We start from the raw sequence: 22,606 nt of genomic DNA, 5'->3' as shown, positions 1-22,606 counted from the left end.
GTCGGCTCGACGCCGCCCTGCCGGGCCCGGGTCCCGCATGGACCCTGGAGAGTGCCGGGGGCCCTGAGGCCTACGGCTGTTCGGGCCGGTCGCGGTCCATGCCGAGCGCGCCCTCGCCCTTGCGCTGCGCGTCGTCGACCTGGCTCTCGTACTTGCCGCCCGTCCTCTCGTTGACCTTCTTCTCGGCGGTGTCGGACAGGGACCCCGCCTTTTCCTGTGCCTGGCGGTTGCTCTTGAACCTGTCGAAGATGCCCATCCAGAGCTCCTTCCGGGGGGTGACTCCACACTCGACCATATGCACGGGTTGCCGGGGATGACCACTTGTGGGCGGATGTGGTCCAGACCTCCTGACGGGCCCCCGCGCCCGCGCTCGTTACGGTGTACGGGCCGTCACCCGGGGAATCCGCCCTGTGGCGGGCGGACGGGCCGTACGGCCGGGCAGGCGGGAACAGGCGGGAACAGGCGGGAAGGGGAGGGGCGCGTGAAGCGTCTGAGGGGTGGGGCGGCGATCGCCGCGGTGCTGCTGTGCACGCTCACGGGCTGCAAGGACGACCTCGTGGGGAACGGCACCACGGGCCCCGGCGGTACCCCCGCCGCGACCGGGGGCGCCGCGCTCGCGGCGGCCGACGCGCTGACGGTCAAGGGCAGGGCGCCCAAGACCGGTTACGAGCGCGAGAAGTTCGGCACCGCCTGGGCGGACACCGACTCCAACGACTGCGACACCCGCGACGACATACTGAAGCGGGACCTGGAGGAGGTCCGGTTCACCGCCGGCCGGTGCAAGGTGTCGTACGGCGTGCTGGAGTCGGACCCCTACTCCGGCAAGTCCGTCACCTACCGGCGCGGCCGCAGCCAGGTCGACATCGACCATGTCGTCGCCCTCTCCGACGCCTGGCAGAAGGGCGCCAAGTACTGGGACGCGAGCAAGCGCATCGCCCTCGCCAACGACCCCCTGAACCTGGTGGCCGTCGACGCGAGCACCAACCGCTCCAAGGGCGACGGCGACACGGCGACCTGGCTCCCGCCGAACAAGGCGTACCGCTGCACCTACGTCGCCGCGCAGGTCGCGGTGAAGAGGAAGTACGGCCTGTGGGTCACGGGCGCGGAGAAGTCCGCGATGAAGAAGGTCCTCGCGACCTGCCCCGGCCAGAAACTCCCCACCGGCGGCAACCCGACCAAGGCCCCGGGACGCTTCCGCGCGGGCTGAACCCGCTGAGCGGGGTGAGCGGGGTGAGCGGGGTGAGCGGACCGAGCGGCTCGGGTCGGTCCGCCGGCTGAGCGAGCCCGCCGGGCCCCGCCCGAAAACGGCTTTCCCGCGCCCGCCCCGCCTCCCTACGGTGACCGCATGCAGGTGACCGTCTCCTCCCTCGCCGACCGCCCGGACCTCGTCGACGCGGTGCTCGGCATGCCGGACACCTGGGCCGAGTTCACGACCCAGGACCCGGTGGGCACCGCCCACTACCCGCGGATCCCCCGGGAGTTCCCCGAGTACGTGGCGGTCGCGCAGGACGAACGCGGCGAGGTCGTGGCGCACGCCTTCAGCGTCCCCTTCCGCCTGCACGCCGACGGCCGGGGCGAGTTGCCCGCGCGCGGCTGGGACCAGGTGCTGCTGTGGGCCTTCGCCGACCTGCGCCGCGGGACCGTCCCGGACACCGTCAGCGCCGTCTCGGTCGTGGTGGCGCCGCACGCCCAGGGGCTCGGCCTGTCAGGCCGCATGCTCGGTGCGCTGCGCGACACCGCCCGCGCCCGTGGCTTCTCGGAGGTCGTCGCCCCCGTACGGCCCAACGCCAAGCACCTCGAACCGCGCACGCCCATCGAGGAGTACGCCCGCCGGGTACGGCAGGACGGGCTGCCCGCCGACCCGTGGCTGCGGGTCCACGCCCGTGCCGGGGCCGTGATCGAGCGGATCGCCCCCGTCTCCATGACCGTCGCCGCCCCGCTGGCGGACTGGCGCCGCTGGACCGGGCTGCCCTTCGACACCGAGGGGCTCGTCGAGGTGCCGGGCGCGCTGGTGCCCGTGCACTGCGTACCCGAGCGGGACTACGCCGTGTACGTGGAGCCCAACGTGTGGATGCGGCACCCGCTGTGAGCGGTACGGCGACGGTGCGGCTGCGTTGGTCGTGCGGTCGTGCGGTCGTGCGGATCAGCCCAGCTCGTCCAGGTCGAGGATCTTGCCGCTCGGCTTCTGCGCCGGGACGGGCTCCTCGTAGTCGCTGAAGGCGAGCGTGCCGGGGTCGCCCGCGGACGCGCTGTCGATGCGCAGCAGGTACGGCTCGCCCTGGGTCGCCACGTACACCGTGTACCGGTCCTTGCCGTCCTGCTCGGTGAGCACGATCGCGGGCGTGCCGTCGACGGTGGTCGTCCTGCCGCGCGTGGCCGCCGAGGAGCCCTCGTCGGCGCCGCCGAGCACGGTGTCCAGGTCGCAGAAGCCGGAGATGTCCATGGCGTCCTTGCCGGTGGCGGACGTCCTGGTCCACTTCCCGGCGAGCATGTTCACCACGGCGTCCGTGGTGTCCTTCGACTCGCCCTTGCTCTGGGCGCGCAGGAACGCCTCGTCGTACTTCATGTAGATCGTGTCGCCGGTCTTGATCAGGTCGGCCCGGCCCTGGCCGTTCATGCTCAGCGAACCGGCGCACTCGCCCTTCTTGTCCAGGGCGACGTCCAGGGTGATCGTGCCGCCGCTCTCCTCATCGGGGACGTCGCCCTTCAGGCGCAGCGACGAGGCGCCCGTGGTGGCGGTCAGGGCCCGGTCGGCGATCTGGCCGCCGGTCAGCCCGGCGAAGGGCTCCTTCTCCTTGGCCGCCGGCGAAGCGCTCGCGCCGCCGGTCCGGGAGGCGCCGTCGGACGAGTCCGGCCCCGACTGGCAGCCGGTGAGCGCGGTGGCCGTCGCGGCGGCGATGCAGAGGGCGGCGAGTGTGGTGCGACGCATGGCGATTCCTTGGCGTGTGGGACCTGATGGACGGAACGGGGCGAGTGCGCAGGCGGGCGCGGGTGCCCCGGGCGTCCCCTGTGCGCCCGGGGCACCGTTCGCGGGGTCAATGACAGCATGTGCTGTGAACCGAGTCAACATGGTTCACACCGCAGGTCCCGTACACGTGCGTGAAGGGGTCCGTCTTGTGTGCGTCGGTATGCTCGGCCGTCACGGGGCGACAAGGGCGACGAGGGGAGCGGGGCGAGTGCAGGACAACGCGACAGAGGTGACCGCGGCCGGAATCGCACGGCTCGCGGGCGTCGGCCGTGCCGCCGTCAGCAACTGGCGCCGCCGGCACGCCGACTTCCCCAAGCCCGTGGGCGGCAGCGAGACCAGCCCCTCCTTCGCCCTCGCCGAGGTCGAGGACTGGCTGCGCCGCCAGGGCAAGCTCGCCGAGGTCCCGCTGCGCGAACGCGTCTGGCAGCAGCTCGCCGGCCACCCGGAGGGCCCGGTCACCGGACTCATCCACGCCGGCTGCGTCCTGCTGATCGTCCACGCCCGCCCGACGGTCTGGCTGGAGGTGAGCGCGGGCAGCGACGAACGCCTCGCCGCCCTGCTGCCGGAGGCGCTGGAGCAGGTGCTCCCCGCCGGGCCCGCCGTAGGACCGGCCCTGCGGCCCCCCACCGCCCCGCGCCTGCTGCCCTCGGTGCCGCTGCTGCGCGGCGTGGCCGACCTGGCCGCCGAACTCGGCGCGCGCCGGGCCTTCGAGTTCCTGGTCGGCCGTCACCTCGACGCCAACCCGCGCCAGTACACGCTCACCCCCGCCGAACTCGCCCGCCTGATGGCCGACCTCGCCGGACCCGCCCGCACCGTCCTCGACCCCGCCTGCGGCACCGGCGCCCTGCTGCGGGCCGTCGACCCGTGCCCCGACCAGGAGCTGTACGCCCAGGACAGCGCGCCCGACCTCGCCGCGCTCACCGCCCTGCGCCTCGCGCTCGGCACCCGCGCCACCGTGCACGCCGCCGTCGGCGACACCCTGCGCGCCGACGCCCACCCCGACCTGCGGGCCGACGCGGTGCTGTGCCACCCGCCGTTCAACGAGCGCAACTGGGGCCACGACGAACTCGCCTACGACGCCCGCTGGGAGTACGGCTTCCCGGCCCGCACCGAGTCCGAACTGGCCTGGGTCCAGCACGCGCAGGCCCGGCTGCGCGCCGGCGGCACCGCCGTGCTGCTGATGCCGCCCGCCTCCGCCTCCCGCCGCTCGGGCCGCCGGATCCGCGCCGACCTGCTGCGCCGGGGGGCGCTGCGCGCGGTCGTCGCCCTGCCGACCGGCGCGGCACCGCCGTACAACCTGCCGCTGCACCTGTGGGTGCTGCGCCGGCCCGAGCAGGTGCCCCCGCAGCCGCGGGTGCTGCTGGTGGACGCGGGACGCTTCACCGGCGAGGGGCGCGGCGGGCCCGACTGGGACGCCGTGCGCGACGCCGTCCTCGACGCCTGGCGGACCACCGACCGCACGGGCGACCTGGAGGAACGGCCGGGCCTGGCCCGCAGCGTGCCGGTCATCGACCTGCTCGACGACGACGTCGACCTCGCCCCGGCCCGCCACCTGCCCCCGCCCGCCGTGGCCGACGGCGCGGCGGCCCTCACCGCCGTGCGCGAGCGGCTGGGGGAGACGCTGCGGCTGGCGGCCGACCTCACCCCGCCGCCCGCCGACACGGGACGGCCCGCGCACTGGCCGCTCACCACCGTCGGCGAACTCGCGCGCGGGGGAGCCCTGACGATGAGCACCGGCGGCAGCGGCGGCCACGCGCGCGTATCCGTCCTCACCGACCACGACGTGCTCGCCGGGACCGCCCCCTCCGGCACGCTCCCCGAGAGCGACGGGGAGGCGGTGCTCACCCGGCCCGGTGACGTCGTCGTCCCGGTGCTCGGCGGCGGCGCGGTGGCGCGGGTGATCGACGAGTCCACCGCGGGCGCGGCCCTGGGGCGCAACCTCGTGCTGTTGCGCCCGGAACCGGCCGAGCTGGACCCCTGGTTCCTCGCCGGGTTCCTGCGCGGCACCGCCAACCACCGCCAGGCCAGCAGCTACGCCTCCACGGCCACCCGGCTGGACGTGCGGCGCCTGCAGCTGCCCCGGCTGCCGCCGGCGGAACAGCGGCGCTACGGCGCCCGGTTCCGCGCCCTGGACGAGTTCGAGCGCGCGCTGCGCCGGGCGGGCCGGCTCGGCGACCAGCTGGTGCGCGGCATGTACGACGGCCTCACGGACGGCTCGGTCGCCCCGGACTGAGGACCACCCGGAGTCCCGCGCGCCCGTCCCGCCTCACCGGAAGTGATCAGTGCGGCAACGGTTCGGTACATCCCGGACCCCGTTGTCCGTGTCGGCCTATACCCTCAAGGCCTCACGTCGACGTCCAGCCACCACCGGTTCAGGAGCAGCCATGTACGGCCACGGCGCGGTGCCGCCCCCACGCAGCGCGGGAACCGTCATCACCCTGCGCGTGCTGTTCGCCGCCGCCGGCTTCCTGTCGTGCGGCCTGCTCGCGTGCATGCCGCTGTTCCGCGTCGCCGCGCTGCGCGGCCGGTGGTACGACTGGACAGCGGCCTGGGTGAGCCTGCCGCTGTCCATCGGTGCGCTGGCGGTGGTCGGTTCGGTCCCCGAGACGGACGTGCGCAGCGACATCGCGCTCGCGACCGCGCTGATCCTCGGCGCCGCGGCGGCGGCCTACTTCGTGATGGTCGACGTCCAGCTGGGCCGGCGGCAGCAGTTCGGCCCCGGGCCGCAGGGCCCCGGCGCGCACGGCCCCGCCGCCCCCACGGTGTTCGGCTACGCCCAACCCACGCCGCCGGTCTCGCCGTACGCGACCACGCACGTGCCGCAGCAGCCGTCCGCCACGCCGGTGCCCCGGCCGCACACCCCGATACCCCAGCCGCACACGCCGGTACCCCAGCCGCCGCCCGTCCACAGCCCGACGGCCCCGGGCCCCGTCCCGCCGCCGCAGCGCCCCGCGCCCGCCCGCATCGACCAGGTGCGCGCGGAGCTGGATGAACTCAGCGACTTCCTGCGCAAGCAGGAGGGCCGCCCCGGCGGTGACCACGAGGGCGGCCGGTGACCGGGACGGCGGGACGCGTCGTCGGCGACCGGTACGAACTGGCCACGCTCCTCGGGCAGGGCGGCATGGGCCAGGTCTGGACGGCCTACGACCGGCGCCTGGACCGGCGCGTCGCGGTGAAGCTGCTGCGCCCCGACAAGGTGGCCGGCGCCGAGGCCGCCGAGCTGCGCCGCCGGTTCCTGCGCGAGTGCCGGGTGACCGCGCAGGTCGACCACCCCGGCCTGGTCACGGTGCACGACGCGGGCAGCGAGGGCGAGGAGCTGTTCCTCGTCATGCAGTACGTCGACGGCGCCGACCTCTCCGACCACCTGGCCGAGCACGACCCGTACCCGTGGCCGTGGGCGGTCGCGGTGGCCGCGCAGCTGTGCGCGGTGCTCAGCGCCGTGCACGCGGTGCCGATCGTGCACCGCGACCTCAAGCCGCGCAACGTGATGGTGAAGCAGGACGGCACGATCACCGTCCTGGACCTGGGCGTCGCGTCCGTGATGGACAGCGACACCACCCGCCTGACGCACACCGGTTCACCGATCGGGTCGCCCGCGTACATGGCGCCGGAGCAGGCCATGGGCGGCGCGGTGGGCCCGTACACCGACCTGTACGCGCTCGGCGTGCTGCTGCACGAACTGCTCAGCGGTGACGTGCCGTTCGCCGGCTCCACCGCGCTGGGCGTGCTGCACCGGCACCTGTACGAACCGCCGGTCCCCGTGCGCCGGCTGCGCCCCGAGGTGCCGGAGGCCCTGGAGAACCTGGTGCTGCGGTTGCTGGCGAAGGACCCGCAGCACCGGCCGGCCTCGGCGCAGGAGGTCTACGAGGACCTGGCGCTGCTGCTCCCCGCGCGCGGGATGCCCACCGGGGCGCCGCTGGACCCGACGCGGCCCTTCCTGCGCCCGCACGCCCCCTGGCCGGACCGCGCGCGCACGCCCGCGCCGCAGCCCGCTCCCATGACCCCGGTGCCCGGCGCGCCCGGCAAGCCGGACGTGGCGGACGCCGTGGACGAGGTCAAGCGCCTGCTGGGGGAGGGCCGGATCACCCAGGCCGTCGACATCCTCAGCGCGATCCTCCCGGCCGCCGCCGAACAGCACGGCGAGCACTCGCCGGTGGTGCGCACCCTGCGCAAGCAGTACGCGGCCACCCTCATGGACGACGGCCAGTACCGGCGCGCGCTGCCCGAACTGCGCCGCCTGGCCGCCGAACGCGCCGCCGAGGCCGGCCAGGCCGACCCGCAGGCACTGCGCTTCCGCTTCGACGTGGCCCAGTGCCTGGAACAGCTCGGCGACCCCGCGGCGGCACTCGCCGAATACCGCACGCTGCTGCCGTACTACGAGAATCAGTACGTCTTCACCGACCCCGAACTCGCCCACGACGTCCGCCGCCGCATCGGCCAGCTGCTCCTCGCGCTCGGCGACCGGGGCGCCGCGCACGACACGCTGATCCGGCTCCTGCACGACGTGGAACGCCTGCGCGGCCCCGGCCACCCGCTCGCCGCGGAGGTCCACCGCACCCTCCAGTGGCTGGGGCAGGTGCGCGGGTAGGGGGGCCCGCGGAGGGACCGGGCAGCGGGTGAATAGGGTGACGGCCGGGGTGCGCACGCGCACGCGCGCGCCGTGAACACGAATGGGGTGGGGGATGGCCGAGCACCGGCAGTCCAAGAAGCGCCGATACATCGCCTGGACCGTGGCCGGGGCCGCCGTGGTCGCCGGGGGCGGGATCGCCGCGCAGCAGTCCATGGCCGCCACCACCTGGCCGGCCCAGAAGACCTACACCGGCCGCGCCTTCGACACCTGCACCGCGCCCTCGCTGAGCGCGATGAAGGCGTGGAAGGCGGACGGCTACTACGGCGCCGCCGCCGTGTACATCGGCGGCAAGAACCGCGGCTGCGCCCAGCCCAACCTCACCGCGTCCTGGGTGAAGTCGGTCAACTCCGCGGGCTGGAAGCTCATCCCGCTCTACGTCGGCGCCCAGCCGCCCTGCCAGACGAGCGCCAACCCGGAGAAGCTGACCGCGGCCACCGCCGCCTCCCTCGGCGCGCAGGACGCGGCCGACGCGGTCGCCAAGGCGTCGGCGCTCGGCATGAAGGCCGGCAGCCCGGTCTACCTCGACATGGAGCCGTACGACATCACCAACAAGGCGTGCAACGACGCGGTGCTGACGTATGTGCGCTCGTTCACGAAGACCCTGCGGGGCAAGGTGTACCGCGGCGGCTACTACGGCTTCAGCAGCTCCAGCGCCAAGGCGATCGCCACGGCCACGAACAAGACGGACCTGCCGGGCAACCTCTGGTACGCGCTGTGGGACAAGCAGCAGACGACCACCGCCGACTGGCCCTGGGGCGCCACCCAGTTCACCAACCACAGCCGCGGCCACCAGTACCTGGTGAACAGCAAGGAGACGCGCGGCGGTTACACGCTGACCGTCGACCGCGACGCGTGGGACGCACCGGTCGCCCTCGTCGGCTGACCGCCGGGCGCGGCCCCGGCCACCGCGCGTCGGTGCGGCGGTGCGGCGGTACCCGATGTTCCGGTGAATCGTTGGTCCAATGGGTTGGCCCCAGCCGTCCCACTGCCTACCATCGATCACCGCAAGACTTTGTGCACCGTCGCACAATCTCCTCGGGAGGTTTCCTTGCACCGCCGTCGCCGCACCGCGCTCCTGCTGTCCGCCGCGCTCATCGCGGCCGGCCCCCTCCTCACCGCCTGCGGGAACGACGCGCACCCGGGCGCCGCGGCGGTGGTCGGCGACCAGCGGATCACCGTCTCCCAGCTCCAGGGCCGGGTGGACGAGGTGCGCGAGGCCCAGCGCGCGGCCGTCCGGGACGACGCCCAGTACGCGCAGGCCGTCGCCCAGACCGGCACCCTCGCCCGGGACACCCTGCACGGCATGGTCCTGGACCGGGTGCTGGAGCGCGCCGCGCGCGACGCGGGCGTGATCGTCAGCCGGGGCGAGGTCCAGACGATGCGGTCCGACCTGGAGAAGCAGGCGGGCGGCGCGAAGGCCCTGGAGACGGCCTGGCTCCAGCAGTACGGCGTCCCGCCGCAGCGCCTCGACGACAACCTCCGCCTCCAGCTCCAGGCCCAGAAGCTCGCGCAGGAGCTGGGCACCGACACCAGCCGGCCCGAGTTCTGGGGCGCCCTGTCGAAGGCGTCGAAGGACCTCGGCGTCGACCTCAACCCGCGCTACGGCAGCTGGGACGTCCAGAAGGTCAGCCGGGTGGACGCCGACACGCCGTGGGTGCGCGAGGTGACGACGGCCGGACAGAAGCAGTCCGCCTGATCGCGTCCGCCGTCCCGCGTCCGCGCCTGCGGCACGCAGGACGGCCCCGGCCGGTGTGATCGTACGACCGCGCCGTGCTGCCTGTGGACAACGCCGTGAGGCCGTCGGCGGTGTGGGTTACGTTCGAAGCGTGAACGATGTGACCGCCTCCGCCGCCTCCGGCTCCCCGGACGCCCGCCGCCCCGCCGACCCCACCGGCACCGCCACCGGCCGGGTCGTCCTGCTCACCACCAGCCACCGCGTCGCCCCCGGCCTGCTGTCCTGGCCGGCCTGGGAGGCGCTGCGCTCGGCGGACCGCGTGCTGTGCGCGGACGGCGCCCACCCGCAGCTGCCGTACCTGCGCGAGGCCGGGATCACCGTCGAGGAGGCGTCCCCCACGGCCGAGGAACTGGTCGCGGCCTGCGCCGGCGGCCGCACGGCGGTCGTCGTGGCCACGGGGGAGGGCGAGCCGGCCCTCACCGACGGCCTGGCCCGGCTGGCCGGCTCCGGCCGGGTCGCCCTGCCCGAGCTGGAACTGCTCCCCGCCTCCTACGACCTCCCCGGCGCGCGCCTCCTCGACCTCGTGCAGGTCATGGACCGGATCCGCGCCGAGTGCCCGTGGTCGTCCCGGCAGACCCACCGGGGCCTGGCCAAGTACGCGGTGGAGGAGTCGTACGAGCTGGTCGAGGCCATCGAGGACGGCGACCGCGACGAGCTGCGCGAGGAACTGGGCGACGTCCTGCTCCAGGTGGTCTTCCACGCCCGGATAGCCCAGGAGGACGAGGAGGCGCCCTTCTCCGTCGACGACGTCGCCGCCACGATCGTCGCCAAGCTGATCCACCGCCACCCCCACGTCTTCGGCGACGCGACCGCGACCACCCCCGAGGAGGTCAAGGAGCACTGGCTGCGCACCAAGGCGGCGGAGAAGCGGCGCGAGTCCGTCACCGACGGCGTGCCCCTGCACCAGCCCGGCCTGGCCCTCGGCGCCAAGCTGGCGTCCCGGGTGCGCACCGCCGGCCTGGGCGTCCCCCTGCCCGCCGGCGAGGGCATCGGGTACGACCTCCTCGCCCTGGCGGCGCGCGCCGAGCGGGAGGGCGTCGACCCGGAGGCGGCCCTGCGCGCGGCGGCCCGCGCGTACCGGGACGCGATCCGGGAGGCGGAGGGCCTTCCCGCCCACCCGACGGCCGCCCCCACGGATACCGTCGACCAGTGACAGCCCAGCCCCACCCCCCGACCGGCCCGACCGGAACGACCGGCCCGACCGGCCCGACCGGCCCGGCGTCCTGCCCCGCCACCCCGCACGCGTCCGAAGCCCCCGGCCCGGCCCCGGCGCCCGGCCCCGCCCCCGAACTCTTCACCTGGGAGTTCGCCGCCAACCCCTACCCCGCCTATGCCTGGCTGCGGGAGCACGCGCCTGTGCGGTGGACGCGGTTGCCGAGCGGGGTGGAGGCGTGGCTGGTCACGCGGTACGGGGACGCCAAGCAGGCGCTGGCCGACCCGCGGCTGAGCAAGAACCCGGCGCACCACGACGAGCCCGCGCACGCGAAGGGCAAGACCGGCATCCCGGGCGAGCGCAAGGCCGAGCTGATGACCCATCTGCTCAACATCGACCCGCCGGACCACACCCGGCTGCGCCGGCTCGTCAGCAAGGCGTTCACCCCGCGCCGGGTCGCCGAGTTCGCGCCCCGGGTGCAGGAGCTGACGGACGACCTCATCGACCGGTTCGCGCGGACCGGTTCGGCGGACCTCATCCACGAGTTCGCCTTCCCGCTGCCCATCTACGCCATCTGCGACCTGCTGGGCGTCCCGCGCGAGGACCAGGACGACTTCCGGGACTGGGCCGGGATGATGATCCGGCACGGCGGCGGCCCGCGGGGCGGGGTCGCGCGGTCCGTGAAGAAGATGCGGGGGTACCTCCTCGAGCTGATCCACCGCAAGCGCGAGGCGCTGCCCGCCGACCCGGTGCCCGGCGAGGACCTCATCTCCGGGCTCATCCGCGCCTCCGACCACGGCGAGCACCTCACGGAGAACGAGGCGGCGGCGATGGCGTTCATCCTGCTGTTCGCCGGTTTCGAGACCACGGTCAACCTCATCGGCAACGGCACCTACGCCCTGCTCACCCACCCCGGGCAGCGCCATCGGCTCCAGGAGTCCCTGGCCCGCGGCGAGCGCGGGCTGCTGGAGACGGGCGTGGAGGAACTCCTGCGCTTCGACGGGCCGGTGGAGCTGGCCACCTGGCGGTTCGCCACCCGGCCGCTCACCCTCGGCGGCCAGGACATCGCCCCCGGCGACCCGGTGCTCGTCGTCCTGGCCGCCGCCGACCGCGACCCGGCGCGCTTCGCCGACCCGGACGTGCTGGACCTCGCGCGCCGCGACAACCAGCACCTCGGCTACGGGCACGGCATCCACTACTGCCTCGGCGCCCCGCTGGCCCGGCTGGAGGGCCAGACCGCGCTGGCCACCCTGCTCACCCGGCTGCCCGACCTGCAACTCGCCGCCGATTCCGCCGAGTTGAGGTGGCGCGGCGGGCTCATCATGCGCGGTCTGCGCGCGTTGCCCGTGACGTTCACACCTGACCCGTAATCACCCGGGGTGCGGGGCGGGGGCGTCACCGGGCGGAGGCGAAGATGACACGCGTTCAACTTTGTGATCTTCACGTGATCTGCGCGGCATGAACTTGTGACAAGTGATCGTCTGCCGATACGTTCACCCCTCAGCGCGGCGACCCGCACGTGCCCACGGCACCCGCCGCGCCGGTCAGTGCTGTCTCGAGAAAGGCCCCCGCATGCTCTCCGGGAACGGTCGTCACCGTCGCCCCCGTCAGGCCCCGGCCCTCCTCGTCGCGGCCGGCGTCACCGGCTCGGCCATCGCCATCCCGCTCCTCGCCGCCTCCGGCGCCAGCGCTGCCGACGGCACGGTCTGGGACACGGTCGCCGAGTGCGAGTCCGGGGGCTCCTGGAGCGCCGACACCGGCAACGGCGAGTACGGCGGCCTGAGCCTCACCCAGGCCGACTGGGAGTCGTACGGCGGACTGGCCTACGCCCCGAGCGCCGACCAGGCCAGCCGCAACCAGCAGATCGCCGTGGCCCAGAAGGTCCTCGCCGACCAGGGCGTCGGCGCCTGGGGAACCTGCGGCCTGACGTCGGGGCTCACCCAGCAGAACGGCGCGCTGGGCGTGGACACCGGCGTGGCAGGCGACGCGTCGCAGGCACCGCTTCCCGGCGGGCTGTCCGACTCCTCCAAGGAGACCACGGACGCCACCGGTTCGGGTGATTCGTCCGACTCGTCCGGGTCGGCGTCCTCCACCCCGACCGGCGACACGGGCGCCACCCCGTCCGACTCCGCCTCTTCCGGCCCCTCTTCGCCCGCTTCGTCCGTTCCGTCGGACACGTCCACGGTGCCGGGTGCGTCCACGGGTGCGGACAAGGGTGGCGCCGCCGCGCAGGCGCCGGACAGCTCACCCACGGGCAGCCCGTATGCGGACGTTCCGGACAAGTCCGAGCAGGGCGTGGGGTCCTGGAGCCTCGTCGACACCGGTGCCGCGGCCGACACGACCGACAGCGCGCCCGTCACGGCGTCCGGCACCGGCAAGCACCGTGGCGGCAGTGCCGAGGAGGCCCCGGCCGAGGACGGCACCAGCACCGCCTCCGTCGGCCGCCACGCGTCCCCCGCGGGCGAGGGCTACCTCGTCCACCCGGGTGACTCCCTCGAGTCCATCGCCGACTCCCTTGACCTCGCGGGCGGGTGGCGTGCGCTGTACGCGGCGAACAAGGACGTCATCGGCGCCGACCCGAGCAGTATCGTCCCCGGTCAGACCCTGTCTCTAGGGGCCGAATAGGGCGAAAAACCCCGGGAGTTCACGTCATGCTTCGCTATTGAATGTCCGGTTTGGCGAAAGTGTGGGATGAGTCTCAGAAGCCCTGATCGTCTTTGAAATTCCGTCGATCACCTGTCTACGGTCGAGATCGCTCGGCAACCCGAGCCCCGGCCGTCGCAACGCCGAATCCTGCCAGCGGCAGCCCGGGAACAGTCGTCGCGTCAAGCGCCGTAGGCAGGAGCGGGGGACCCAAGGTAAGTGCCGGGTCCGGTAGTTGAGAGGCCTTCGAGGCCGCCGACGCCGGGACCGGCTTGGGGTGGAGCCGCGCCGTCCGAGAGGGGGGTGCGGCCGGGCAACTCAACCGGCCCGAACCCGACAGCTCACCTCGCAGGCGTCGGTGAGGGGATCGATCCATGCTGTTTTCCGGCAAGGGCAAGCACCGTCGTCCGTCCAAGGCCACCCGCGCCGCCGCGCTCGCCGGCGTCACCGGTGTCGCCATCGCCGCACCGCTGATGGCGGCCGGCAACGCCTCCGCCGCCACCACCTCCGAGTGGGACGCCGTCGCCCAGTGCGAGTCGGGCGGCAACTGGTCCATCAACACCGGCAACGGGTACTACGGCGGCCTGCAGTTCTCGGCCTCCACCTGGGCCGCGTACGGCGGCACCGCCTACGCCTCCACCGCCGACCGCGCCAGCAAGTCCCAGCAGATCGAGATCGCCGAGAAGGTCCTCGCCTCCCAGGGCAAGGGCGCCTGGCCGGTCTGCGGCAAGGGTCTGTCGGGCGCCTCCACCGGCGGCTCCTCGAGCTCCTCCAGCAGCTCCTCCGGCTCCAACTCCTCGAACAGCGGCTCGAGCTCCACCTCGACCCGCTCCAGCGAGGACCAGGCCGCCTCCCGCTCCAGCGAGCGCCCGGCCGCCTCGACGCAGAAGACGCAGAAGTCGCAGAAGACGGTCACCACCCCGACCGGCAAGAAGGTCAAGAAGGGTGACGGCGAGTACAAGGTGGTCGCGGGCGACACCCTCAGCACCATCGCCGCGAAGCACCACGTCCAGGGCGGCTGGGAGAAGCTGTTCCAGCTGAACAAGGACATCGTCGAGGACGCCGACCTCATCTACCCGGGCCAGCAGCTGCACCTGAAGTGACAGCCGGCTCGTGACCGAAGCACAGCGCCCTCACATCCGGGTCCTCCATGGTGGAGGCCCGTGAGGGTCCCCCGTCCCCACGGGCTCCCCGCCCCGGTGCGTTCTCCCCCGTACGCACCGGGGCGGGGTTTTTCGTGTCCTGGTTGCCGCACCGGGGTTTTGTTCAGTTCAGGAACAATTTACTCTCGGTTCTGTCCACGAGGTGGCCGATCGGCTGGCCGAAGCGCCGGAGCCGGTTAGGCTCATCTCGCAGAGCCACTGCGGTACTGCGTGTACCCGCGTCACATCCACGAAGGAGATGCTCGTGCCGTCCATCGACGTCGTCGTAGCCCGGGAAATCCTGGACTCCCGAGGCAACCCCACGGTCGAGGTCGAGGTCGGCCTCGACGACGGCAGCACCGGCCGTGCCGCCGTCCCGTCCGGCGCCTCCACGGGCGCCTTCGAGGCCATCGAGCTCCGCGACGGCGACCAGAACCGCTACCAGGGCAAGGGCGTCGAGAAGGCCGTCCTCGCCGTCATCGAGCAGATCGGCCCGGAGCTCGTCGGCTACGACGCCACCGAGCAGCGCCTGATCGACCAGGCCATGTTCGACCTGGACGCCACCGACAACAAGGGCTCGCTCGGCGCCAACGCCATCCTCGGCGTCTCGCTCGCCGTCGCCCACGCCGCCTCCGAGGCCAGCGACCTGCCGCTGTTCCGCTACCTGGGCGGCCCGAACGCGCACCTGCTGCCGGTGCCGATGATGAACATCCTGAACGGCGGCTCGCACGCCGACTCCAACGTGGACATCCAGGAGTTCATGATCGCCCCGATCGGCGCGGAGTCCTTCTCCGAGGCGCTGCGCTGGGGCACCGAGGTCTACCACACCCTCAAGGCCGTCCTGAAGTCCAAGGGCCTGTCCACCGGCCTCGGCGACGAGGGCGGCTTCGCCCCGAACCTCGGCTCCAACCGCGAGGCCCTCGACCTCATCCTCGAGGCCGTCAAGCAGGCCGGGTACGTCCCCGGTGAGCAGATCGCGCTGGCGCTCGACGTCGCCGCCTCCGAGTTCTACAAGGAGGGCAAGTACGTCTTCGAGGGCAAGGAGCGCTCCGCCGCCGAGATGACGGAGTACTACGAGGAGCTGGTGGCGGCCTACCCGCTGGTCTCCATCGAGGACCCGCTGTTCGAGGACGACTGGGCCGGCTGGAAGGTCATCACCGAGAAGCTGGGCGACAAGGTGCAGCTGGTCGGCGACGACCTGTTCGTCACCAACCCCGAGCGCCTGGCCCGCGGCATCGAGGAGGGCGCCGCCAACGCCCTGCTGGTGAAGGTGAACCAGATCGGCTCGCTCACCGAGACCCTGGACGCCGTGGAGCTGGCCCAGCGCAGCGGCTACAAGTGCATGATGTCCCACCGCTCCGGCGAGACGGAGGACGTCACCATCGCCGACCTCGCCGTCGCCACCAACTGCGGCCAGATCAAGACCGGCGCCCCGGCCCGCTCCGAGCGCGTCGCCAAGTACAACCAGCTGCTGCGCATCGAGGAGATCCTCGACGACGCCGCGGTGTACGCCGGCCGCAGCGCCTTCCCGCGCTTCAAGGGCTGAGCGGGCCGGCACTGGGCCTTTAAGGGTCAAGGCTGCGCCAGTCGTACGTACGTCCCCGTACCGGTCCCGTACCGTGTGCGGGGACGTACGCGCGTGTGAACGGGAGGTCGGCGACATGGCCGTGAAGGACCGGGACCGGTTCTCCACCGCGACCCGGCTGCGGCTGCTCGGCGAGCAGACGGCGGCCCGGGTCTACCGCTCGCAGACCCGGCGGCAGGCCCGCCGCTCCCGGCTCACCAGCCGCGCCGCGCTGCTGGCGCTCGTGCTGTGCTCGCTGGTGGTCGCCCTGGCGTACCCGATGCGCCAGTACGTCTCCCAGCGCGCCGACATCGCCGACCTGCAGCGTGAGAAGCAGCAGGCCCGCCAGCGGGTGGAACAACTGCGCGACCTCAAGGCACGCTGGCAGGACGACGCGTACGCCGAGCAGCAGGTCCGGCTGCGACTGCACTACGTGATGCCCGGCGAGACCGGGTTCGTGGTGGTCGACCCGGACGCGGCGAGGAAGTCCCGCGCCGACCTCGGGGCCGCCGACCGGCCCTGGTACTCCAACGTCTGGGACGGCGTCGACAAGTCCGACGCCTCCGGCCGGAAGAACTGACAGAGAGACACACCCCGAAGCATGGAAACGCCCCCGCCGACCACGCCGCGCACCGAGCCCACCGACGCGGACGTCGAGGCCTTCAAGCAGCAGCTCGGGCGTCCGCCGCGCGGGCTGCGCGCCATCGCGCACCGCTGCCCGTGCGGCAGCCCGGACGTCGTGGAGACGGCGCCCCGCCTGCCCGACGGCACGCCCTTCCCGACGCTGTACTACCTGACGTGCCCCCGGGCGAACTCCGCCATCGGCACGCTGGAGGCCAACGGCGTGATGAAGGAGATGACCGAGCGGCTCACCACCGACCCCGAGCTCGCCGCCGCCTACCGCGCCGCGCACGAGGACTACGTCAGGCGCCGCGACGAGATCGAGGAGCTCAAGGGCTTCCCCAGCGCCGGCGGCATGCCGGACCGGGTGAAGTGCCTGCACGTCCTGGTCGCGCACGCGCTGGCCGCGGGCCCCGGGGTGAACCCGCTGGGCGACGAGGCGCTCGCCATGCTGCCCGAGTGGTGGCGCAAGGGCAGCTGCGTGGTGCCCGACCGGCAGACGACCGGCCAGTCCGTCCAGGGGGAGGCCCGATGACCCGCGTCGCCGCCATCGACTGCGGTACGAACTCCATCCGGCTGCTCGTCGCCGACGCGCACCCGGAGACCGGCGAACTGACCGACCTGGACCGGCGCATGACGATCGTGCGGCTCGGCCAGGGCGTCGACCGGACCGGGCGCCTCGCACCCGAGGCGCTGGAGCGCACCTTCGCCGCGTGCCGCGAGTACGCGGCGGTGATCAAGGAGCACGGGGCGGAGCGCCTGCGCTTCGTGGCCACCTCCGCCTCCCGGGACGCCGAGAACCGCGACGAGTTCGTGCGGGGCGTGCTGGACATCCTGGGCGTCGAGCCCGAGGTCATCACCGGCGACCAGGAGGCCGCGTTCTCCTTCACCGGCGCCACCAAGGAGCTGACCGGCCGCGACGACCTGGCCAAGCCGTACCTGGTGGTGGACATCGGCGGCGGGTCGACCGAGTTCGTCGTCGGCGACGACCGGGTGCGGGCCGCCCGCTCCGTGGACGTCGGCTGCGTCCGGATGACCGAGCGCCACCTGGTGGTCGACGGGGCGGTGACCGACCCGCCGACCGAGGAGCAGATCGCGGCGATGCGCGCCGACATCGAGGCGGCCCTGGACCTCGCCGAGCAGTCCGTCCCGCTGCACGAGGCCCGCACGCTGGTCGGCCTGGCGGGCTCGGTCACCACGGTCTCGGCCATCGCCCAGAACCTGCCCGAGTACGACTCCGCCCGCATCCACCACTCCCGCGTCTCCCGCGACCGGGTCCGCGAGATCACCGAGCGGCTGCTGCGCTCCACCCACGCCGAGCGCGCGGCCGTCCCCTCCATGCACCCGGGCCGCGTCGACGTCATCGGCGCCGGCGCGCTGGTGCTGCTGTCGATCATGGACCGGATCGGCGCGGAGGAGGTCGTGGTGAGCGAGCACGACATCCTCGACGGGATCGCGTGGTCGGTGGCGTGACGGAAGAGGGCGGACAAGGGTAATTCGGAGTGATTAGCCCGTTTCATCCCTTCTGCGGAGGTCTACCCGCCTGGTGTAGCTCCACTAGAAGGGTGAGCGAACCATGATCCGTAGAGAGCAGATCGCATCCGTCCTGGATCACCCCGTCATGGACGAGGAGGGGCACAAGATCGGGGACGCCAAGCACGTCTTCCTCGACGACACGACCGGCGCGCCGGAGTGGGTGTCGGTGAAGACCGGCTTCTTCGGCAGCAACGAGTCCTTCGTCCCCGTGCGTGAGGCCCGGGTGGTGGACGACCACATGGAAGTCCCGTACTCCAAGAGCAAGGTCAAGGACGCCCCGAACGTCGACGTCGACAGCGGGGGGCATCTGTCGGAGGACGAGGAGCACCGGCTCTACGAGTACTACGGCATCGACTGGGACATGTCCTGGGCCCAGGACGACCGGCCCGGCGAGGGCGGCCGCACCCACGACGAGGGCATGGGCACGGACATGGGCACCGGCATGGGCACGGACATGGACGCGGACACGGACCGGTCCGGCATGACGGGCGGCACCGCCGCCGGGACCGCCGGCGCGGCAGGGGCCGCAGGCATGGCCGGCACCGCAGGCATGGCTGGCACGGCCGGTACGGCAGGCAGGGCCGGGGCCGATGCCGGGGTCCGGCGGGACGTCGGCACGGACGACGACGCCATGACGCGCTCCGAGGAGCAGATGCACGTGGGCGTCGAGCGCCGTGAGGCGGGCCGCGCCCGGCTGCGCAAGTACGTGGTGACCGAGGAGGAGGAGCGCACGGTCCCGGTCCGCCACGAGGAGGCGCGCATCGTCCGTGAGCCGATCACCGAGGAGAACCGCGACGCCGCGCTGTCCGGCCCGGACATCGCTGAGGCCGAGCACGAGGTGGTGCTGCACGAGGAGCGGCCGGTCGTGGAGACCGAGGCCGTCCCGGTGGAGCGCGTGCGCCTGACCACCGAGGAACTGACCGAGCGGGAGACCGTGCGCGGCCCGGTGCGCAAGGAGCGCATCGAGAGCAGCGCCGACGAGGCCGACGAGGAACTCGGCTTCGCCGAGGACCGCGCCCGCGACGAGGACCTCGGCTACGGCGAGGGCCACGGGTTCGACGACGGCCGCGGCGCGGGTCCGGGGCGCGCCTGAGCGGCCGCCGCACGGGCGGAACGGGGCAACCGGGGCCGGCGGTCCGCCGCCGGCCCCCTCGGGTCTCGAGCCGGACCCCGGTGGATCTCGACCCACCCCTGGGGCCGGCCCGCGCACGGGGCGCCGCCCCTGGCCTTCCGGGGGCCCGATACCCCCTGGTCAGCCGCCTCCGTTGAGCGAGCCGGACCACGCCTGAGCGGGTCCGGAAGGGGCCCGGAGGGGCTCCGGCGACAAGCCGTCGGGAAAGTTCGTGAAGTTCTTCACAAGGAAATCCGTCGCGACGACCCCATGAGCGCCTTCGGATCACCCCTACAGAGCCCGAACTACCCTTTGAACATGTTCAGAAGAGGGTGTGCGGCCCCCTTCGCATCACGCACCCCAGACGGTGTTTCCCCTCCCTCACGGACCCCTCCGGAAGCCAGAGAGGCAGCTCACGCGGCATTGACAACGGGGTGTACCGGACAACGGTTCCCGTCGTCCGCGCCCCTCCCGGTGAAAAGGGCCGCGGAGTGTAGCACAGGCACTGGGGAAGCTTGTGAAGGGGCGCACGAGGTACCCCCTCCATCCGGGTGGATACTCGATGCCATGAGCACCACGGAGCGTCCCAGGATCCTCGTAGTAGGCGGTGGGTACGTAGGCCTGTACGCAGCTCGGCGCATCCTCAAGAAGATGCGCTACGGCGAGGCGACCGTCACGGTCGTCGACCCCCGGTCGTACATGACCTACCAGCCCTTCCTCCCCGAAACCGCCGCCGGCAACATCTCCCCGCGCCACGTCGTCGTCCCGCTGCGACGCGTGCTGCCGAAGGCGGAGGTGCTCACCGGCCGGGTCACCACCATCGACCAGGACCGCAAGGTCGCCACGATCGCCCCGCTGGTCGGCGAGGCGTACGAGCTGCCCTTCGACTACCTGGTCGTCGCGCTCGGCGCGGTCTCCCGCACCTTCCCGATCCCCGGCCTCGCCGAGCAGGGCATCGGCATGAAGGGCGTCGAGGAGGCCATCGGCCTGCGCAACCACGTCCTCGAGCAGCTCGACAAGGCCGACTCCACGACCGACGAGGAGATCCGCCGCAAGGCGCTCACCTTCGTCTTCATCGGCGGCGGCTTCGCCGGTGCCGAGACCGTCGGTGAGGTCGAGGACATGGCCCGCGACGCGGCCAAGTACTACAAGAACGTGTCCCGCGAGGACATGCGCTTCATCCTCGTCGACGCGGCCGACAAGATCCTCCCCGAGGTCGGTCCCAAGCTCGGCCAGTACGGCAAGGACCACCTGGAGAGCCGCGGGGTCGAGATCTACCTGTCGACCTCCATGGACTCCTGCGTCGACGGCCACGTCGTGCTGAAGAACGGCCTCGAGGTCGACTCCAGCACGATCGTGTGGACCGCCGGCGTCAAGCCCAACCCGGTCCTGTCCCGCTACGGCCTGCCGCTGGGTCCCCGCGGTCACGTCGACTGCGCGCCCACGCTCCAGGTCCAGGGCACCGACTACATCTGGGCCGCCGGTGACAACGCCCAGGTGCCGGACCTCGTCGGCCGCAAGGCGGGCAACGAGAACGCCTGGTGCCCGCCGAACGCCCAGCACGCGCTGCGCCAGGCCAAGGTCCTCGGCGACAACGTGATCTCCGGCCTGCGGGGCTTCCCGCAGAAGGAGTACAGCCACGCCAACAAGGGCGCGGTCGCGGGCCTCGGCCTGCACAAGGGCGTCGCGATGATCGTCATGGGCAAGATGAAGATCAAGCTCAAGGGCCGTCTCGCCTGGTACATGCACCGCGGCTACCACGGTCTGGCCATGCCGACCTGGAACCGCAAGATCCGGGTCTTCGCCGACTGGACGCTCGGGATGTTCCTCAAGCGCGAGGTCGTCTCCCTCGGCGCCCTGGAGACGCCGCGCGAGGAGTTCTACGAGGCCGCCAAGCCCGCCCCGGTCGCGTCGGCCCCGGCCGCCCGCACCGGTGAGAAGACCGAGAAGGCCGAGGAAGCCGCCAAGGCCTCCTGACCCCGACGTCGACCGAACCCCTCGAAGGGGCCGCCCGCCATCCGTGGTGCGGGCGGCCCCTTCGGCGTTCCCCGCCGCCCCGGCGGGCCGCCCCAACAAGGTGGCGCCTACACCTTCTTTGCCCACTCATAACTCCAATGCGGGACTGCGCAGCGGGCGTCCTGGTGTTTACGTGGTCACTGACATCCGGGATCGTTCGTCACGGAGGTGTGCGCCATGGCTGACGCCGCGTCGCGGCTGAAGGGCCTGCTCGAACAGTTGTTGGGAGCACCGCTCCCGCTCCGCATCCACGCCTGGGACGGCTCGCAGGCGGGTCCGCCCGACGCCCCGGCGCTGGTCGTACGCAACCGCAGGGCCCTGCGCCGCCTGCTGTTCAAGCCCGGCGAACTGGGCCTGGCCCGCGCCTGGGTGGCGGGCGACCTGGACGTGGAGGGCGACCTCTACACCGCCCTCGGCCGGCTCTCCGGACTGGTCTGGGAGCGCGGCGAGGACGCGCCCACGCTCGCCCGGTCGCTGCGCGACCCCCAGGTGCGCTCCGCGGTCCGCGGCCTGTTCCGGCTCGCCGGACCGCCCCTGCCGCCCACCCCGCCCGTGGAGGAGGTCCGCCGCACCCGCCACCTGCACACCCGCCGCACCGACCGGCGCGCCATCAGCCACCACTACGACGTCGGCAACGACTTCTACGAACTGGTCCTCGGCCCGTCCATGGTGTACTCCTGCGCCTACTGGCCGGCCCCCGAACCCGAGGGCACCCTCGAACAGGCCCAGCACGACAAGCTGGAACTGGTCAGCCGCAAGCTGGCCCTGACCCCCGGTCAGCGCCTCCTGGACGTCGGCTGCGGCTGGGGCTCCATGGCGATCCACGCGGCCCGCGAGCACGGGGTGGGCGTCGTCGGCATCACCCTGTCCCAGGAGCAGGCCGCCTACGCCCGCAAGCGCGTCGCCGACGAGGGCCTGACCGACCGCGTCGAGATCCGGGTGCAGGACTACCGCGACGTCACCGACGGCCCCTTCGACGCCATCTCCTCCATCGGCATGGCCGAACACGTCGGCGCCGACCGCTACCTGGAGTACGCCCGGGACCTGCACGCCCTGCTCGAGCCCGGCGGACGGCTCCTCAACCACCAGATCGCCCGCCGCCCCCAGCGGGACGAGTCGACGTACGAGGTCGACGAGTTCATCGACGCCTACGTGTTCCCCGACGGCGAACTGGCGCCGGTCGGCACCACCGTCACCCAGCTCGAACGCGCCGGCTTCGAGGTGCGGGACGTGGAGGCGATCCGCGAGCACTACGCGCTGACCCTGCGCCGCTGGGTGACCAACCTGGAGGCGGACTGGAAGCGGGCGGTGGAGCTCGCCGGCTACGGACGGGCCCGCGTCTGGCGCCTGTACATGGCGGCCTCCGCGCTCGCCTTCGAGCGCAACCAGATCGGCGTCAACCAGGTGCTCGCCGTGAAGACCCCGCAGTCCGGCACCTCGGGGATGCCGCTGCGGGCCCGCACCTGGAACTGACCGCCCCGCGCCAC

20 protein-coding genes and 1 riboswitch are annotated in these 22,606 nt (G+C 73.0%); of the genes, 18 read left to right on the top strand and 2 right to left on the bottom strand.

Annotation, left to right across the window (positions count from 1 at the left end):
- Positions 1 to 70: 70 nt before the first annotated feature.
- Positions 71 to 256, bottom strand: coding sequence for an antitoxin (locus E4U91_RS14415; RefSeq protein WP_137307234.1), 186 nt, complete (start codon positions 254 to 256; stop codon positions 71 to 73).
- Between the two features lie 225 nt (positions 257 to 481).
- Here E4U91_RS14415 and E4U91_RS14410 point away from each other — a divergent pair, with 225 nt between their 5' ends.
- Together E4U91_RS14410 and E4U91_RS14405 are read left to right on the top strand one after the other, a co-directional pair.
- A complete protein-coding gene (locus tag E4U91_RS14410) occupies positions 482 to 1,207 on the top strand; it encodes an HNH endonuclease family protein (RefSeq protein ID WP_137307233.1) in 726 nt (241 codons plus the stop codon).
- A gap of 138 nt (positions 1,208 to 1,345) precedes the next feature.
- Entirely contained in the window at positions 1,346 to 2,089 is a 744-nt protein-coding gene (locus tag E4U91_RS14405) for an N-acetyltransferase (RefSeq protein WP_137307232.1), read from the top strand.
- A gap of 54 nt (positions 2,090 to 2,143) precedes the next feature.
- Here the strand turns inward: E4U91_RS14405 and E4U91_RS14400 are convergent, their stop codons facing one another.
- Positions 2,144 to 2,929 carry a hypothetical protein gene (locus E4U91_RS14400; protein ID WP_137307231.1) on the bottom strand — a complete coding sequence of 262 codons (786 nt, stop codon included), beginning with the start codon at positions 2,927 to 2,929 and terminating at the stop codon, positions 2,144 to 2,146.
- A 247-nt stretch (positions 2,930 to 3,176) separates the two neighbouring features.
- On the opposite strand from E4U91_RS14400, the gene E4U91_RS14395 reads away from it, so the two are divergent.
- The 16 genes from E4U91_RS14395 (at position 3,177) to E4U91_RS14320 (ending at position 22,592) form a co-directional block, all read left to right on the top strand.
- Complete coding sequence (locus tag E4U91_RS14395) at positions 3,177 to 5,201, top strand: N-6 DNA methylase (protein WP_137307230.1); 2,025 nt, start codon at positions 3,177 to 3,179, stop codon at positions 5,199 to 5,201.
- A 151-nt stretch (positions 5,202 to 5,352) separates the two neighbouring features.
- Positions 5,353 to 6,024: a hypothetical protein gene (locus E4U91_RS14390; RefSeq protein ID WP_137307229.1), complete on the top strand. Its 672-nt coding sequence runs from the start codon at positions 5,353 to 5,355 to the stop codon at positions 6,022 to 6,024.
- Positions 6,025 to 6,062: 38 nt separating this feature from the next.
- Entirely contained in the window at positions 6,063 to 7,556 is a 1,494-nt protein-coding gene (locus tag E4U91_RS14385) for a serine/threonine-protein kinase (protein ID WP_277755365.1), read from the top strand.
- Between the two features lie 94 nt (positions 7,557 to 7,650).
- Positions 7,651 to 8,481 (top strand): glycoside hydrolase domain-containing protein, encoded by an 831-nt coding sequence (locus E4U91_RS14380; RefSeq protein ID WP_137307227.1) that lies wholly within the window; start codon positions 7,651 to 7,653, stop codon positions 8,479 to 8,481.
- A 165-nt stretch (positions 8,482 to 8,646) separates the two neighbouring features.
- On the top strand, positions 8,647 to 9,294 hold the full coding sequence (locus tag E4U91_RS14375; protein WP_137307226.1) for a SurA N-terminal domain-containing protein: 648 nt from the start codon (positions 8,647 to 8,649) through the stop codon (positions 9,292 to 9,294).
- A gap of 220 nt (positions 9,295 to 9,514) precedes the next feature.
- Positions 9,515 to 10,486 (top strand): nucleoside triphosphate pyrophosphohydrolase, encoded by a 972-nt coding sequence (locus tag E4U91_RS14370; RefSeq protein WP_241678850.1) that lies wholly within the window; start codon positions 9,515 to 9,517, stop codon positions 10,484 to 10,486.
- A complete protein-coding gene (locus E4U91_RS14365) occupies positions 10,483 to 11,856 on the top strand; it encodes a cytochrome P450 family protein (protein ID WP_137307225.1) in 1,374 nt (457 codons plus the stop codon). The genes E4U91_RS14370 and E4U91_RS14365 overlap by 4 nt, the downstream gene beginning before the upstream one ends.
- A gap of 202 nt (positions 11,857 to 12,058) precedes the next feature.
- Entirely contained in the window at positions 12,059 to 13,111 is a 1,053-nt protein-coding gene (locus E4U91_RS14360) for a LysM peptidoglycan-binding domain-containing protein (RefSeq protein WP_137307224.1), read from the top strand.
- A 195-nt stretch (positions 13,112 to 13,306) separates the two neighbouring features.
- Positions 13,307 to 13,499: riboswitch (cyclic di-AMP (ydaO/yuaA leader) on the top strand.
- Between the two features lie 4 nt (positions 13,500 to 13,503).
- Positions 13,504 to 14,232, top strand: a complete 729-nt coding sequence (locus tag E4U91_RS14355; protein WP_137307223.1) for a LysM peptidoglycan-binding domain-containing protein — start codon at positions 13,504 to 13,506, stop codon at positions 14,230 to 14,232.
- A gap of 298 nt (positions 14,233 to 14,530) precedes the next feature.
- Positions 14,531 to 15,817, top strand: a complete 1,287-nt coding sequence (gene eno / locus E4U91_RS14350; protein ID WP_137307222.1) for a phosphopyruvate hydratase — start codon at positions 14,531 to 14,533, stop codon at positions 15,815 to 15,817.
- Positions 15,818 to 15,932: 115 nt separating this feature from the next.
- A complete protein-coding gene (locus tag E4U91_RS14345; protein WP_137307221.1) occupies positions 15,933 to 16,415 on the top strand; it encodes an FtsB family cell division protein in 483 nt (160 codons plus the stop codon).
- Between the two features lie 21 nt (positions 16,416 to 16,436).
- A complete protein-coding gene (locus tag E4U91_RS14340; RefSeq protein WP_137307220.1) occupies positions 16,437 to 16,991 on the top strand; it encodes a DUF501 domain-containing protein in 555 nt (184 codons plus the stop codon).
- Positions 16,988 to 17,929 (top strand): Ppx/GppA phosphatase family protein, encoded by a 942-nt coding sequence (locus tag E4U91_RS14335; protein ID WP_137307219.1) that lies wholly within the window; start codon positions 16,988 to 16,990, stop codon positions 17,927 to 17,929. Before E4U91_RS14340 ends, E4U91_RS14335 begins: the two co-directional genes overlap by 4 nt.
- 103 nt (positions 17,930 to 18,032) lie before the next feature.
- Complete coding sequence (locus E4U91_RS14330) at positions 18,033 to 19,085, top strand: DUF2382 domain-containing protein (protein WP_137307218.1); 1,053 nt, start codon at positions 18,033 to 18,035, stop codon at positions 19,083 to 19,085.
- Between the two features lie 585 nt (positions 19,086 to 19,670).
- Positions 19,671 to 21,080, top strand: a complete 1,410-nt coding sequence (locus E4U91_RS14325; RefSeq protein WP_137307217.1) for an NAD(P)/FAD-dependent oxidoreductase — start codon at positions 19,671 to 19,673, stop codon at positions 21,078 to 21,080.
- 216 nt (positions 21,081 to 21,296) lie between these two features.
- Positions 21,297 to 22,592, top strand: coding sequence for an SAM-dependent methyltransferase (locus tag E4U91_RS14320; protein ID WP_137307216.1), 1,296 nt, complete (start codon positions 21,297 to 21,299; stop codon positions 22,590 to 22,592).
- The last annotated feature ends 14 nt before the right edge of the window (positions 22,593 to 22,606 follow it).

This window comes from Streptomyces lasalocidi (genome assembly GCF_005280215.1).
Classification (GTDB): Bacteria; Actinomycetota; Actinomycetes; order Streptomycetales; family Streptomycetaceae; genus Streptomyces; species Streptomyces longwoodensis.
This window is presented reverse-complemented; position numbering and strand designations above follow the sequence as displayed.

Coding starts and splice junctions, on each gene's coding strand:
- E4U91_RS14415 (WP_137307234.1), bottom strand. CDS start 256: ATGGGCATCTTCGACAGGTTCAAGAGCAACCGCCAGGCACAGGAAAAG.
- E4U91_RS14405 (WP_137307232.1), top strand. CDS start 1,346: ATGCAGGTGACCGTCTCCTCCCTCGCCGACCGCCCGGACCTCGTCGAC.
- E4U91_RS14400 (WP_137307231.1), bottom strand. CDS start 2,929: ATGCGTCGCACCACACTCGCCGCCCTCTGCATCGCCGCCGCGACGGCC.
- E4U91_RS14390 (WP_137307229.1), top strand. CDS start 5,353: ATGTACGGCCACGGCGCGGTGCCGCCCCCACGCAGCGCGGGAACCGTC.
- E4U91_RS14380 (WP_137307227.1), top strand. CDS start 7,651: ATGGCCGAGCACCGGCAGTCCAAGAAGCGCCGATACATCGCCTGGACC.
- E4U91_RS14360 (WP_137307224.1), top strand. CDS start 12,059: ATGCTCTCCGGGAACGGTCGTCACCGTCGCCCCCGTCAGGCCCCGGCC.
- E4U91_RS14355 (WP_137307223.1), top strand. CDS start 13,504: ATGCTGTTTTCCGGCAAGGGCAAGCACCGTCGTCCGTCCAAGGCCACC.
- eno (WP_137307222.1), top strand. CDS start 14,531: ATGCTCGTGCCGTCCATCGACGTCGTCGTAGCCCGGGAAATCCTGGAC.
- E4U91_RS14345 (WP_137307221.1), top strand. CDS start 15,933: ATGGCCGTGAAGGACCGGGACCGGTTCTCCACCGCGACCCGGCTGCGG.
- E4U91_RS14340 (WP_137307220.1), top strand. CDS start 16,437: ATGGAAACGCCCCCGCCGACCACGCCGCGCACCGAGCCCACCGACGCG.
- E4U91_RS14335 (WP_137307219.1), top strand. CDS start 16,988: ATGACCCGCGTCGCCGCCATCGACTGCGGTACGAACTCCATCCGGCTG.
- E4U91_RS14330 (WP_137307218.1), top strand. CDS start 18,033: ATGATCCGTAGAGAGCAGATCGCATCCGTCCTGGATCACCCCGTCATG.
- E4U91_RS14325 (WP_137307217.1), top strand. CDS start 19,671: ATGAGCACCACGGAGCGTCCCAGGATCCTCGTAGTAGGCGGTGGGTAC.
- E4U91_RS14320 (WP_137307216.1), top strand. CDS start 21,297: ATGGCTGACGCCGCGTCGCGGCTGAAGGGCCTGCTCGAACAGTTGTTG.